Origin of the sequence: Oleisolibacter albus, from assembly GCF_003336875.1 — a bacterium.
Classification (GTDB): Bacteria; Pseudomonadota; Alphaproteobacteria; order Azospirillales; family Azospirillaceae; genus Niveispirillum; species Niveispirillum album.
In genome coordinates this window covers 15,251-28,581 of the sequence record NZ_QGNJ01000011.1, presented here as the reverse complement: position 1 = coordinate 28,581, position 13,331 = coordinate 15,251, and the positions used below count along the sequence as shown (strand labels likewise).

At 67.6% G+C, this 13,331-nt stretch carries 11 protein-coding genes; 4 read left to right on the top strand and 7 right to left on the bottom strand.

Going from position 1 to position 13,331, the window contains the following annotated elements:
• Positions 1 to 9: 9 nt before the first annotated feature.
• The 3 genes from DK368_RS15010 to DK368_RS15000 are packed head-to-tail and all read right to left on the bottom strand — an operon-like array spanning position 10 to position 3,031.
• Complete coding sequence (locus DK368_RS15010) at positions 10 to 894, bottom strand: F0F1 ATP synthase subunit gamma (protein ID WP_114394789.1); 885 nt, start codon at positions 892 to 894, stop codon at positions 10 to 12.
• A 47-nt stretch (positions 895 to 941) separates the two neighbouring features.
• Positions 942 to 2,471, bottom strand: a complete 1,530-nt coding sequence (atpA, locus tag DK368_RS15005; RefSeq protein ID WP_114394788.1) for a F0F1 ATP synthase subunit alpha — start codon at positions 2,469 to 2,471, stop codon at positions 942 to 944.
• Positions 2,471 to 3,031, bottom strand: a complete 561-nt coding sequence (locus tag DK368_RS15000) for a F0F1 ATP synthase subunit delta (protein WP_114394787.1) — start codon at positions 3,029 to 3,031, stop codon at positions 2,471 to 2,473. The genes atpA and DK368_RS15000 overlap by 1 nt, the downstream gene beginning before the upstream one ends.
• A 340-nt stretch (positions 3,032 to 3,371) precedes the next feature.
• Here DK368_RS15000 and DK368_RS14995 point away from each other — a divergent pair, with 340 nt between their 5' ends.
• The gene (locus tag DK368_RS14995; protein WP_114394786.1) at positions 3,372 to 3,707 is read left to right on the top strand and encodes a hypothetical protein; all 336 of its coding nucleotides are present in this window, start codon (positions 3,372 to 3,374) and stop codon (positions 3,705 to 3,707) included.
• Positions 3,708 to 3,765: 58 nt separating this feature from the next.
• Here the strand turns inward: DK368_RS14995 and DK368_RS14990 are convergent, their stop codons facing one another.
• Positions 3,766 to 5,253: a lipopolysaccharide biosynthesis protein gene (locus tag DK368_RS14990; protein WP_162306048.1), complete on the bottom strand. Its 1,488-nt coding sequence runs from the start codon at positions 5,251 to 5,253 to the stop codon at positions 3,766 to 3,768.
• A gap of 241 nt (positions 5,254 to 5,494) precedes the next feature.
• On the bottom strand, positions 5,495 to 6,418 hold the full coding sequence (locus tag DK368_RS14985; protein WP_114394784.1) for a diacylglycerol/lipid kinase family protein: 924 nt from the start codon (positions 6,416 to 6,418) through the stop codon (positions 5,495 to 5,497).
• 256 nt (positions 6,419 to 6,674) lie between these two features.
• On the opposite strand from DK368_RS14985, the gene DK368_RS14980 reads away from it, so the two are divergent.
• On the top strand, positions 6,675 to 7,463 hold the full coding sequence (locus DK368_RS14980) for a UDP-2,3-diacylglucosamine diphosphatase (protein ID WP_114394783.1): 789 nt from the start codon (positions 6,675 to 6,677) through the stop codon (positions 7,461 to 7,463).
• Positions 7,460 to 8,488, top strand: a complete 1,029-nt coding sequence (locus DK368_RS14975) for a glycosyltransferase family 4 protein (protein WP_114394782.1) — start codon at positions 7,460 to 7,462, stop codon at positions 8,486 to 8,488. The genes DK368_RS14980 and DK368_RS14975 overlap by 4 nt, the downstream gene beginning before the upstream one ends.
• A 32-nt stretch (positions 8,489 to 8,520) precedes the next feature.
• Here DK368_RS14975 and DK368_RS14970 read toward each other — a convergent pair whose 3' ends face one another.
• Together DK368_RS14970 and DK368_RS14965 are read right to left on the bottom strand one after the other, a co-directional pair.
• Positions 8,521 to 10,773 (bottom strand): primosomal protein N', encoded by a 2,253-nt coding sequence (locus DK368_RS14970; RefSeq protein ID WP_114394781.1) that lies wholly within the window; start codon positions 10,771 to 10,773, stop codon positions 8,521 to 8,523.
• Positions 10,774 to 10,849: 76 nt separating this feature from the next.
• On the bottom strand, positions 10,850 to 12,109 hold the full coding sequence (locus DK368_RS14965; protein WP_162306047.1) for a Bcr/CflA family multidrug efflux MFS transporter: 1,260 nt from the start codon (positions 12,107 to 12,109) through the stop codon (positions 10,850 to 10,852).
• Positions 12,110 to 12,484: 375 nt separating this feature from the next.
• Here DK368_RS14965 and fsa point away from each other — a divergent pair, with 375 nt between their 5' ends.
• Positions 12,485 to 13,168, top strand: a complete 684-nt coding sequence (fsa, locus tag DK368_RS14960; RefSeq protein ID WP_114394779.1) for a fructose-6-phosphate aldolase — start codon at positions 12,485 to 12,487, stop codon at positions 13,166 to 13,168.
• Positions 13,169 to 13,331: the final 163 nt, after the last annotated feature.

The window sequence follows — 13,331 nt, the reverse complement described above, 5'->3', positions numbered from 1 at the left end:
TAAGACCGGTTACACCGCCTCGGCGCCGGAAATGATCTCGATCAGCTCTTTGGTGATCGAGGCCTGGCGCGTGCGGTTGTAGACCAGAGTCAACTTCTTGATCATGTCGCCGGCATTCCGGGTCGCATTGTCCATGGCGGTCATCTGCGCGCCGAAGAACGATGCCGCGCTGTCGAGCAGCGCCGAGTAGATCTGGACGGCCAGATTGCGCGGCAGCAGATCGGCCAGGATACTCTCTTCGCTCGGCTCGAACTCGTAGACGGGCTTGGCCTCGGTCGAGGCCGCCGCCTGCGCTTCCGGCGCGGCAAAGGGCACGATCTGCTGATGCGTCACCACCTGGGTGATGGCCGACTTGAACTTGTTGAAGATCATCGTGGCCACGTCGAACTCGCCGGCCTCGAACATCTCCAGGATCTTGGTGGCGACGCGGTCCGCATCGGCGAAGGACAGCCGGCGCTTGCCCACCTCCTCGAAGGAGGCGACGATCAGCGTCGGGAACTCGCGGCGCAGCACGTCGCGGCCCTTGCGGCCCACGGTCAGCAGCTTCACCGTCTTGCCCTCGCCCTGAAGCTGGACGATGGAGCGCTTGGTGGCGCGGACGATAGAACTGTTGAAGCCGCCGGCCAGACCGCGGTCCGCAGTCATGACCACCAGCAGGTGGACCTTGTCGGAGCCCGTGCCCGCCATCAGACGCGGACCGCCGGCCCCTGCCGCCACATTGGCGGCCAGAGACCCCAGCATCCGACCCATGCGCTCGGCATAGGGCCGGCCGGCCTCCACCTGCTCCTGGGCGCGGCGGAGCTTGCTCGCCGCGACCAGTTTCAGGGCGGAGGTAATTTTCTGCGTCGACTTGACGCTGGCAATCCGGTTTCGGATGTCCTTCAAGCTCGGCATGACGGCCCTACGCTTTCACACAGCCCGTGGGATCGGGTCTTGTCCGATCAGGCGAACATCTTGGTGAAGTTGTCGAGGAAAGCGGCAAGCTTGCCCTCGATCTCCTTGCTGATGGCCTTTTCGGTGCGGATGGCAGACAGGATGTCGGCACCCTTGGTCCGGATCTCGTCCAGGAAGCGCGCCTCGAAGCGGCCCACATCCTCGGTCTTGACCTTGTCCAGATAGCCCTTCACGCCGGCGAAGATGGCAACCACCTGCTCCTCGACCGGCATCGGGTTGAACTGCGGCTGCTTCAGCAGCTCGGTCAGCCGCGCACCACGGTTCAGCAGGCGCTGGGTGGTGGCGTCCAGATCCGAAGCGAACTGGGCGAAGGCGGCCATCTCGCGGTACTGGGCCAGTTCCAGCTTGATGGTGCCGGCAACCTGCTTCATCGCCTTGACCTGGGCTGCCGAGCCGACGCGCGACACCGACAGACCAACGTTAATGGCCGGACGGATACCGCGGTAGAACAGGCCGGTTTCCAGGAAGATCTGACCGTCGGTGATCGAAATCACGTTGGTCGGAATGTAAGCCGAAACGTCGCCGGCCTGGGTCTCGATGACCGGCAGGGCGGTCAGCGAGCCGGAACCATGATCGTCGTTCAGCTTCGCAGCGCGCTCCAGGAGACGGGAGTGCAGATAGAACACGTCACCCGGATAGGCTTCACGTCCCGGCGGACGGCGCAGCAGCAGCGACATCTGACGGTAGGCGACGGCCTGCTTGGACAGATCGTCATATACGATCACGGCATGCATGCCATTATCGCGGAAGAACTCGCCCATCGTACAGCCCGTATAGGGCGCAAGATACTGCAGCGGGGCAGGCTCGGAGGCCGTGGCCGCGACGACGATGGAGTATTCCATCGCGCCCGACTCCTCCAGCTGCTTCACGATCTGGGCAACCGTGGAGCGCTTCTGGCCGACGGCCACATAGATGCAATAGAGCTTCTTCGACTCGTCGTCGCCGGCATTGACCTTCTTCTGGTTGATGAAGGTATCCAGGGCGATGGCGGTCTTGCCGGTCTGACGGTCGCCGATGATCAGTTCACGCTGGCCGCGCCCGATGGGCACCAGCGCATCAATGGCCTTGAGGCCGGTCTGCATCGGCTCATGCACGGACTTGCGCGGAATGATGCCCGGGGCCTTCACTTCCACGCGCTTGCGCACGACGTCGGTCAGCGGCCCCTTGCCGTCGATCGGATTGCCCAGACCGTCCACCACGCGGCCCAGCAGGCCACGGCCCACCGGCACCTCGACGATGGCGCCGGTCCGCTTCACGATATCGCCTTCCTTGATATCGCGGTCGGAACCAAAGATCACCACACCGACATTGTCGGTTTCGAGGTTCAGGGCCATGCCCTGCACCCCGCCGGGGAACTCGACCATCTCGCCGGCCTGAACCTTGTCCAGACCATAGACGCGCGCGACACCGTCGCCGACCGACAGCACCTGGCCGACCTCGGCCACATCAGCCTCGGTGCCGAAGTTCGCGATCTGCTGCTTCAGGATCGCGGAAATCTCAGCGGCGCGGATTTCCATTATCCAACCCCTTTCATGGCGAGTTTCAGCTTGGTCAGCTTCGTGCGCACGGAGCTGTCGATCATGCGCGATCCGACCTTAACGATCATGCCCCCGATCAGCGCGGGATCCACGCTCACATCGACGGCCACCTTGGCGCCCATGGATTGGCGCAGCGCGCCGGTCACAGCCGCCAGCTGATCCGGCGACAGCGGCCGCGCCGCCACAACGAAGGCAGTCTCCTGACCACGCCGCAGCGCCAGCTTACGCAGATATCCGTCGATCATGCCCGGCAGGGAGAACAGGCGACGGTTTTGCGCCACCAGACCGACAAACTTGCGGACCAGATCCCCCATCCCGGCCGCCTGCAGCACCGCACCAATGGCACGGCCCTGCTCTTCGCGGGTGAGCAGCGGGCTGGAGACCAGACGCCGGAGATCGGCGCTTTCGGCCAACATCTGCCTCAGAGTGGCCAGATCCTGGGCCGTCGGGTCCAGAACCTTCCCCTCGTCCGCTAGGTCGAACAGCGCGGTCGCATATCGCGCCGCAAGTCCGGATACGCCTGTTCCTTCGGCAGCCACCTGGAACCTCGGTTTGTCCGCAGACCTGAATGATTTCAGGACTTTAGCAATAATCGGGCACTCCGGGGAGGGACCCCCCCGGCGTTGAGCGAGCGAGCATGTAACACAGAGGCCGCGGCGGTGCAACTGCAACACAGGCCCGAACCGCACGCGAACCGTGAAATCCGGATGCATCCGGAGCACTGGCGGAGGAGTGCGGCGTGGCACCGCCCACTGGCCCCGACCTATCCATTCGACATGACGGCGGGACGCTGTTCTGCCCTCCGCCTTAAGCGCCCCTTAATCCTTGCAGCCGCACTGTGGTCCACAGCAACACCTCTTGCCGGATGGTCCCTTCGCCATGACCGTGGTCCCCTTTACCACCGCCCGTTTCACCCCTGCCGACCTGGCCGAGTGGAACACGGTCGCCCAGCCGAAACTGGCCCGCGGCCTATGGGAAGCGGTGGAGCGCAGCTCCGGCCCGGACTTCGACCGGCTGGTGGTCCGCTTCCCCAATCTGGAGCGTCCGGTGTTCCGCTTCGAACGTGATCGGCGCGGCACCTATCGGCTGCTGTTCAATGACCGGCGTGGCTGGTACGAGATCGGCTCCGGCAGCACCGCCGAGGATTGTCTGGCCGTCTGGAAGGGCCGCCTACCCCGCACCGAAACCAAGGCCGCCGAGGCCCAAACAGTCTGATGCCGCTTGCTGCGGTGCGGCAAGATGCTGCGCCGGGTAGAGGCACTGTCGGGGCGCGTTATTCGGCCGCGAGGGGACGGCGGGGTCCCAGTGCGCTGCGAACGAAGCCAAGAAGCCGGGTTAATGGCCCCCGATCGACCAGCCCCACCATCATGATATAGAGGACCGACCCGACCAGGGTCAGCAGCAGGATGGCCTCGGCGTTGCCAAGCCATGCCGGACTGTCGGCACGGGCGGCCATCAGCGCCGCCGCCATCAGGCCGGAGGCCAGAACCGGCAGCAGCGCGGGCAGCATCTGGTCCGACACCGGGATGCCGGCCACGCGGGACACCACCAGGGCATTGAACGGGACAACGGCCACGAATCGGGCCGCCCAGGCCAACATGGCCGCCAGGGCTCCATAGGGGCCAGCCAGGAGCAGCAGGCCAAGGCTGACCGCCAGCCCCAGCACATTCTGCCAGGCCAGCAGGCCAGGTCGGCCCACCGCGGTCAGGGCCACTGTGCCGAACTGGCGCAACAACTGCACCATGGCGACGACACACAGCACGCGGATCAGCGGCACGGACGGTTCCCAGACCGAGCCGAGGCAGACGGCCACCACCTCCGGCGCCAGGGCGAACAGGCCGGCGAACAGCGGCTGGGTCACCAGGGCGGCCAGTTCGGTGGCCTCGCGGAAGCCGCGCACCAGGGCCGCACGATCACTTTGGCGGCGCGCGAACAGCGGCAGTGCCAGTTGGTGCAGGGCCGATCCCAAGAGGCCGCGTGCCGTGTCGACGACGCGCATGGCCACGGTGAGATAGCCCACCGCCGTAGTGCCCAGTATCAAGCCCGCTGCCAGCACGAACAGACGCAGATTGGCCTGCCAGAGGAAACCGGCGGTGAAGGCTGGCAAAGCGAAGCGCAGCAACTCCAGTAAATGTCGTTGGCTGACACGCAGCTGCAGGCGGTGTGGCGGATGCAGACAAAGCGCCAGGGCCGATCCGGCCGTCATCGCCACCTGCTGCGCCACCAGGGCCCAAACGCCGAAGCCGGTGAGAGCCAGGACCAGACCAGCCACCGCGCCGGCCATCCGGCCCGCCAGGGACCGGGTCGCCACACGCTTGAATGCCAGGTCCCGCCGCAGCAGCGCCGCCAGCACCCCATTGACTCCGGCGAAAGGCAGGCAGAGCGACATGACGCCCAGAACGGGAGCCAGTCCCGGCGCGGCGAAAGACTGCTCCAGTGCCGGCCCGGCCAGCCAACAGCCGGACATCAGCGCCACGCCGGCACCAACACTGGTCCAGAAGGCACTGTCGGCATGGGCAGCGTCCAGGTCGGGGCGTTGCACCAGCGCGTCATGGAACAGCATCTCCACCGCCGCATAGAGCAGAAGCACGATGCTGAGGGCCAGTCCGGCCACGCCGAACTCCTGGGGCCCGATCAGCCGGGCCAGGATCAGGAGCGTGGCGAAGCTGATCAGCGAGACGCCCCCGCTTTCCAGCGCCACCCAGACGAGATTGCGGGCGGCGGCGGCGCGATTGCTGCTGCGGACGGGCAGACGTGGCATCACAGGACACCCCATAGGGCTCGAACGGGTCGGAAGACGGGCAATGGCTGCCCCGGACGCACGACCTGCGCAGGCACGGCCTTGAACATCCCGTCAACGCAGTCGGACCCCTGGGTAACATCGCACTGCAGCACAGGGTTCACGATGCACCCTTTTTGTCCCCGATCCCTAGAATGCAAACAGAGGGGTTACCGGGTCTTCCGTTCCGCCAGTCCCCGTCGATGGGATCAGACCGGACAGCTTAGGCCAGCACCTGAAGGGGGAAGGGGGCGATCTCCGCCGTCAGCGGCAAACGGGCGATGATGTCGCCATCCCCCTGTACCGGCTCCCCCGCCGGGCCATCGATACGCACACGGATGGCCGTGAGGACACGCACGTCCGCCCGGCGCACCGTGCCCCCCAGCACCAGACTGGTGGCATAGGACAGGGCCGCCAGCCGACCCGGCCGCAGGTAAAGACAGAGCTGAAACTGCGCCCGGGCCAGATCGGCCTGCGGCGCCAGCACGAAGCGGCCTCCATAGAAATGGCCGCGGCAGAGGATGACCGAGGCGGCCCGGTACTGCTCGCTCCACCCGTCGGGCCGTGTCACCTCCACCGCATAGTCCAGCCCCGGCCCCCGCAGGATCCCGGCCCAGCCGCCCAACACATAGGCGCCGCGGCCGAGTCGGCGTTTCAGCGCCGGATCCATGCCAGCCACCACCCGCGCATCCAGCCCGACTCCAGCCATCTGCACGAACAGCCGGCCATTGGCCCGGCCCAGGGCGATGCTCCGCGGCGGTGCCTGCACCAGCCGCAGGGCCAGATCGGCCGGTTCCCGCGGCAAGCCCAACTCCGCCGCCAGCACATTGGCCGTCCCCAGCGGGATGATGCCCAGCGGCAAGGTAGGCGGCCCCGACCTGGCCAGCCCATTGACCACCTCGTTGATGGTGCCGTCGCCACCGGCGGCCAGCACGGCGTCAAATCCCAATGCCGCCGCTTCGGCCCCAGCGGCGGTGGCCAGCCGCTCAGCATCACCAGCGCCAGCGGTCTCGCGCAGTTCCAACCCGGCCCCGAGGGCACGTAGCGCCCCCAGCGTTCGGGGCAGCAGGCCCGGCCGGCGCAGGCCCGCAGCAGGATTGTGGATCAGCAGGAAGCGGCGGGACCATGGCGGAACATCGGATAGCATAGGGAGAACTCGCCGGGCGAAGAGAGCAACGAGGGAAGCGATAGTTAATGATTATGACGAATAAATTACTTATTCATTGCACATCAATTTCTGGTATGAGAAATTTCAGAGAAGACAATAGATAGTGACGCCAGAGGGTTTGTCCAGAAACCATAACCCCTGTATACCGGCCTCAACTTGAGGGATGACAGATTCTCGTCTTTGGCCGCCATCCGGACAAAGACGGCTGGGACGAGATATTCAGGGGAGTCTGGATATGGAGCAGGAGCAGGGCATTACCCGCTACCGCAGCATCTGGCTGTCGGACATCCATCTGGGGACCCGCGGCTGCCAGGCGGACTATCTGCTGGATTTCCTGCGCCATACCGAGTCCGACTATCTGTATCTGGTGGGCGACATCGTCGATGGCTGGCGCCTGAAGAAAGGCTGGTTCTGGCCGCAGAGCCACAATGACGTGGTGCAGAAGATCCTGCGGCGGGCGCGCAAGGGCACCCAGGTCTTCCTGATCCCCGGCAACCATGACGAGGCCTTCCGCGAGTTCGTCGGGCTGCAGTTCGGCGGGGTCACCATCCTGGAGGACACCATCCACATCGCTGCCGACGGCAAGCGCTACCTGATCATCCATGGCGACCAGTTCGACGCAGTGGTGCGCTATGCCCGCTGGCTGGCCTTCATCGGCGATGCCGCCTACACCACGCTGCTGGGCATCAATACGCTGTTCAACACCGTGCGCCGCAAGCTGGGCTTCTCCTATTGGTCACTGTCCGCCTATCTCAAGCACAAGACCAAGAAGGCGGTGGAGTTCATCGGCGACTATGAGACGGCGCTGACCGACGAGGCGCGGCGGCGGCAGGTGGACGGCGTGATCTGCGGCCACATCCACCATGCCGAGATGCGCGACATGGACGGCGTTCTCTACGTCAATGACGGCGATTGGGTGGAATCATGCACCGCCTTGGTCGAGCACGCCGACGGTCGGCTGGAAATCCTGCGCTGGGCCGACATCATGCGGGCCCGTGGCGCCACGATGAAGGCGGCGGCGTGAGGCTGGTCATCGTCACCGACGCCTGGCACCCCCAGGTCAACGGTGTCGTCCGCACCCTGACCACCACCGTGGCTGAGTTGGAGCGGATGGGCCACAGCGTCACCGTCATCGGGCCGGACCGCTTCCGCACCCTGCCCCTGCCCTCCTACCCCGAGATCCGTCTGGCCCTGCGGCCGGCACGGGCATTGGCGCGGCTGATCGAGGAGGCGCGGCCGGAGGCCATCCACATCGCCACCGAGGGGCCGCTGGGCTTCGCCGCCCGCACATACTGCCTGAAGCGGCAGATCCCCTTCACCACGGCCTACCACACCCGCTTCCCCGAATATGTGCGTGACCGGGCGCCGGTGCCGCTGGCGCTCACCTATGCCCTGGTGCGGCGCTTCCATGCCCCGGCCCATGCAGTCATGGTGGCGACCCCCAGCATCGAGGCTGACCTCAAGGCGCGCGGCTTCACCCATATCCGCCGCTGGTCCCGCGGCGTGGACACCGACCTGTTCCATCCGCGCGACAAGGGATTCCTGGATCTGCCACGGCCAGTCTTCCTCTATGTCGGCCGGGTGGCGGTGGAAAAGAACATCGAAGCCTTCCTGGCACTGGATCTGCCGGGGTCCAAGCTGGTGGTGGGCGACGGTCCGCAGCGGTCGGCGCTGCAGGCCCGCTATCCGGAGGTGACGTTCGCCGGCGCCCGGCAGGGTGAGGATCTGGCCCGGCATTACGCCGCCGCCGACGTTTTCGTCTTTCCCTCACGCACCGACACCTTCGGGCTGGTGCTGCTGGAGGCGCTGGCCAGCGGCCTGCCGGTGGCCGCCTATCCCGTACCCGGCCCGTTGGACGTCATCGGCACCAGCGGCACCGGCGTGCTGGATGCGGATCTGCGCTCAGCCAGCCTGAAGGCGCTGGAACTCGACCCGGCCCGCTGCCGTAACCATGCCCTCACCTTCTCCTGGCGCGCCTCGGCCGAACAGTTCCTGGCCAATCTGCGCCCGCTGGACCCGGAAGAGGCGTCGCACATCCAGGCGGCGTGAGGTGGACGTGGGAAAATCCGGCTGCCCGTCTGTCACATAAAGCTGTAGGGATCGATGTCCACCTGGACACGGATCTGGGCCGGGATTTCCACCCGGGCCAGCCAGTCGGCCAGGATCGGTTGCAGGGGCAGCTGCTTCGGCCCTTTCAGCAGCAGGCGGCGACGGTGGCGCCCGCGCAGCACGGCCAGCGGCGCCGGGGCGGGGCCGAGGATGGTCAGCTCCGCCCGCTCGCGCGGGGCGGTCCGGCCCAGACGCAGAGCCACCTGATCCACCAGCCGGTCGTCCTCGCCCGAGACGATGAGGGCGGCCAGCCGCCCGAACGGCGGCATCTCCAGCATCTGCCGGCCCTCCACCTCCTGGGCCAGGTAACTGTCGCGGTCATGGGCGGCCAGGGCCTGCATCACGGGATGCTCGGGCATGTGGGTCTGCAGGAACACCCGTCCCGGCCGGCTTTCGCGCCCGGCCCGGCCGGCCACCTGATGCAGCAGCTGGAAGGTGCGCTCGCTGGCGCGCAGATCGCCGCCGGACAGGCCGAGATCGGCATCCACCACCCCGACCAGGGTCAGCAGCGGGAAATGGTGGCCCTTGGCCATGACCTGGGTCCCGATCATCAGATCGACGGCATGGTCCTTGACCTGTTCGATGGCCAGCTGCATGGCGCGGGGGCCAACCAACGTGTCGCTGGTCAGCACGGCGGTGCGGGCATCGGGGAACAGCTCCGCCACTTCCTCCGCCACCCGCTCCACGCCGGGGCCGCAGGCGACGAAGCTGCCCTCGGTGCCGCAGTTCGGGCACTCGTCCGGCGCCCGCGCCGTGTAGCCGCAATGGTGGCATTGCAGCCGCTTGGTCAGCCGGTGCTCCACCAGCCAGGCCGTGCAGTTCGGGCATTGCAGCCGGTGACCACAGGCCCGGCACAGGGTCAAGGGCGCATAGCCCCGGCGGTTCAGGAACAGCATGGCCTGTTCCCCCGCCGCCAGCGTCTCCATCAGGGCGGCCTTCAGCACCGGGCTAAGCCAGCGCCGGGCCGGCGGCGCCGCATCGGGTTTGCGCAGATCGATCAGGGTCACGTCCGGCAGCTGGGCCCCGCCATGGCGGGCCGGCAGATCGATGCGGCCGTAGCGCCCCTGCTCGGCATTGGTCAGGCTCTCCAGCGAGGGCGTGGCGCTGACCAGGACGATGGGGATGCGGCCGAGATGGGCGCGGGTCACGGCCATGTCGCGGGCGTGGTAGATCACGCCCTCCTCCTGCTTGAAGGCGGCCTCGTGCTCTTCATCCACCACGATGGCGCCGAGCGCGGGATAGGGCAGGAACAGGGCGGACCGGGCGCCCACCACCACCCGCGCCTCGCCATGGGCCACGGCCCGCCAGGTGTGGCGACGCTGTTGGCCCGACAGGTCGGAATGCCATTCGGCCGGACGCACGCCGAAGCGCCGCTCGAACCGGTCGAGCCACTGGGCCGACAGCGCGATCTCCGGCAGCAGCACCAGCGCCTGCCGCCCGCTGCGTAGGGCCGCCGCCACCAGTTCAAAATAGACCTCGGTCTTGCCGGAACCGGTGACCCCGTCCAGCAGGGTGCAGGAATAGCCGCCCTGCTCCACCGCTGCCCGCAGGACATCGACGGCGGCCTGCTGCTCGGCGGAGAAGACCGGACCGGGCCGGTCATGATCGGGAACCGCGAAGCGCGGCAGGCTGCGCATGGGCACAGGCAGCAGCACCCCGGCATCGGCCAGCCCGCGCACCACCTGGGGTGTGCAGCCCGCCTCCTCCGCCAGATCGGCGGCCGGGCGCGGCATCCCCTCGCATGCCGCCAGCACCTCCAGGATGCGGCGGCGGGCCGGGGTCAGGCGCAGATCCGCCGGAGCGCCGCCCTCGGCCAGACGATAGCCGGTCAGCAGGCGCGGCTCCTCCAGCGCGGCGGAGACGCTGACGGCCATGCGCAGCACGGCCCCCGGCTGGCTCATGGTATAAGCGGCCACCCAATCGATGAAGCGGCGGCTGACCTCCGGCATGGGCGGCAGATCGAAGCGGCGCAGAACCGGCTTCAGTTTCGCATCCGAAACGACTTGTCCTTCGGGTTTCGGCAGCGCCGGCCCCCAGACCACGCCGAACAGGCGGCGGGGTCCCAGCGGCACCTCCACATAGGCGCCATCGGGCAGGTCCATGCCGTCGGGCACGCGATAGTCGAACGGCTCGGGAAAGGGCAACGGCAGCAGCACGCGCACGCGGTGTGCGGGCGCATCCTCCGCCGTCAGGGCAAATCCCGTCTCCGCTCCCGCCTCTGCCACGCCATCCTCTCGTCCCTGCGCCGTCCTGCCGGTGGTAGCATTCTCCGGCCCCGGACGGAACCGGGGCCTGGCAGCATCAGGCGATCCGGCCCAGCAGCAGCCGGTTGACCGCCACCCCGGCCAGACCGCAGGCAGCGATGATGGCGCACATGGCCAGCGGCGTACCGGTGCTGAGCAGGCCCACGGCACCGCCGACCAGGGCGCCCAGGCTGAGCTGGATGGTGCCGGCCAGGGCCGAGGCGGCGCCGGCCATGGTCGGGAACTTCTCCAGCGCCGCGGCCATGCCGTTGGCCCCGACCACACCAGTGGTGGCGAGATAGAAGAACAGCGGCACGGCCACGCCGGCGATGCCGCCCGCCCCGCCGCCCCAGATCCCGCTGCCGCCGCTGGCCAGCAGCACCAGCCCCAGTACCGCAGCGGCCTGGGTACCCCGGCGCAGCAACAGTCCCGGCCCGTGCCGCATCACCGCTCGGGCGTTGAAGCTGTTCACCGCCATCATGCCGATGACATTGACGCCGAACAGGAAGCCGTAATAGCGGGCCGGAACCTGGAAATACTCGATATAGACGAAGGGCGTGCCGGAAATGTAGGCGAACATGCCGGCATAGACGAAGCCCGAGGACAGGGTGTAGCCGAGGAAACGGCGGTCGGCCAGCAGCAGCCCATAGCCGCGCAGCATGGCCAGCGGCCCGGCACTGCGGCTGCGGCGGGCGGCGGGCAGCGTCTCGGCCAGGGTGGCGAGGCCCCCCAGGGCCAGCAGGGCGAAACCGACCTGCACCCAGAAGATGGTGCGCCAGGTGGACAGTCCCAGCACCTGTCCGCCGGCCAGCGGCGCCAGCATGGGCGCAACCCCCATGACCAGCATCATCAGCGACAGGGTGGCGGCGGCGCGGTCACGCGTAAAGCTGTCGCGCACCATGGCCCGGGCCAGCACCGGGGCGGCGCATGCACCGATCCCCTGCAGGAAGCGCCAGGCGCTGAGATGGTCGACATCACTGGCCAAAGCACAACCGGCGCTGGCCAGCCCGAACAGCAGGATGCCGGCCGCTGCCGGGCGCTTGCGGCCGAAACGGTCGGCCAGCGGCCCCCAGACCAGTTGGCCACCACCAAACCCGAACAGGAACCAGGAAAGGGTCATCTGCACCGTGCCCTGTCCCACCCCGAATTCACGGGCAATGACGGGCAGGGCCGGCAGATACATGTCGATGGCCACCGGCCCGAAGCTGGTCAGCAGGGCCAAGATGGGAATGAACCAGGGCTTCAGCGCCGCTGCGTCCGGCTGTGCCGCCTGCGTCACCGTCTCTCCCGCTACCGCTTCGCCCACCCCGCCAGCCATGCCCCGCCCCGCTTGGTCCTCACAGGCCATGGCATGTAGCAGCGGTAACCGGTCGCAGGCAGGGCGGCGACCGCGATGCAGCCATGCAGCGGGGGATACGGGCCGCCCGGTCGTGACCATCCTTGATGAGATGCAGTATTTCAGTTCTGAGGAGTTCAGCGTCCTGATCCGGTCGGTCCACCGTAGCCACCGGCGACAGCTGCCGATACTGATGATCGGCACCGGTCTGTCACTTCCCCGGTCTGAGCTCCCGTGTCCCACGCATGGCTGGGACGGAAGATGGCCTGTCCTCTCGACTCCACCGACCCACACGCGGTAAAGGAGCGCCAGATCCGCCGGCGCCTCCGGGCGCCCCAGCCTTGCAGGACCCGCCCCATGAAGTTCTTCGTCGATACCGCCGACCTTGCCGACATCCGCGATCTGGCCGCCACCGGCCTGCTGGACGGCGTCACCACCAACCCGTCGCTGGTCGCCAAGGCCGGCCGCAACTTCATCGACCTGATCGCCGAGATCTGCGAGGTGGTGCCCGGCCCGGTCAGCGCCGAGGTCGCCTCCACCGATTTCGAGACCATGCTGAAGGAAGGCCGGTATCTGGCCCGGATCGCGCCGAACGTCACGGTCAAGGTGCCGCTGACCCCGGCCGGCTTGAAGACCTGCCGCGTTCTGGCCGACGAAGGCACCATGGTGAATGTCACCCTGTGCTTCTCCGCCGCCCAGGCCATCCTGGCCGCCAAGGCCGGCGCCGCCTTCGTCTCCCCCTTCGTCGGCCGTCTGGACGATATCGGCCAGAACGGGCTGGGGCTGATCCAGGAGATCGTCGAGATCTACAACAACTACCCGGCCTTCACGACCGAAGTGCTGGTGGCGTCCATCCGCAACCCGACCCATGTGGTCGAGTCGGCCCGCATGGGCGCCCATGTGGCCACCATGCCGCCGTCGGTCATCCGCCAGCTGGCCAACCACCCGCTGACCGACAAGGGCCTGTCCCAGTTCGTGGCTGACTGGGCCAAGACCGGCCAGGACATCCTCAGCCAGCCCCTGCCCAAGCGCGGCGAATAAGTCACAGTGCGGCGGGCCGGAAGGGACCACCCCTTCCAGCCCGTCCCCGGTGCAGCAACTGGCATGCTAGACAGCAGGGAACCGCACACGCCCGGTCCGCTCCGACCAGGGAAACCATGGGAGGAACCCCCATGGCAGACGGCGGAAGGGAACGCCAAGGGGG

Excerpts from the sequence above, each read along its gene's own strand:
- DK368_RS14985 (WP_114394784.1), bottom strand. The coding sequence starts at position 6,418 with ATGCTATCCGATGTTCCGCCATGGTCCCGCCGCTTCCTGCTGATCCAC.
- DK368_RS14980 (WP_114394783.1), top strand. The coding sequence starts at position 6,675 with ATGGAGCAGGAGCAGGGCATTACCCGCTACCGCAGCATCTGGCTGTCG.
- DK368_RS14965 (WP_162306047.1), bottom strand. The coding sequence starts at position 12,109 with ATGGCTGGCGGGGTGGGCGAAGCGGTAGCGGGAGAGACGGTGACGCAG.
- DK368_RS14995 (WP_114394786.1), top strand. The coding sequence starts at position 3,372 with ATGACCGTGGTCCCCTTTACCACCGCCCGTTTCACCCCTGCCGACCTG.
- atpA (WP_114394788.1), bottom strand. The coding sequence starts at position 2,471 with ATGGAAATCCGCGCCGCTGAGATTTCCGCGATCCTGAAGCAGCAGATC.
- DK368_RS15010 (WP_114394789.1), bottom strand. The coding sequence starts at position 894 with ATGCCGAGCTTGAAGGACATCCGAAACCGGATTGCCAGCGTCAAGTCG.
- fsa (WP_114394779.1), top strand. The coding sequence starts at position 12,485 with ATGAAGTTCTTCGTCGATACCGCCGACCTTGCCGACATCCGCGATCTG.
- DK368_RS14990 (WP_162306048.1), bottom strand. The coding sequence starts at position 5,253 with ATGCCACGTCTGCCCGTCCGCAGCAGCAATCGCGCCGCCGCCGCCCGC.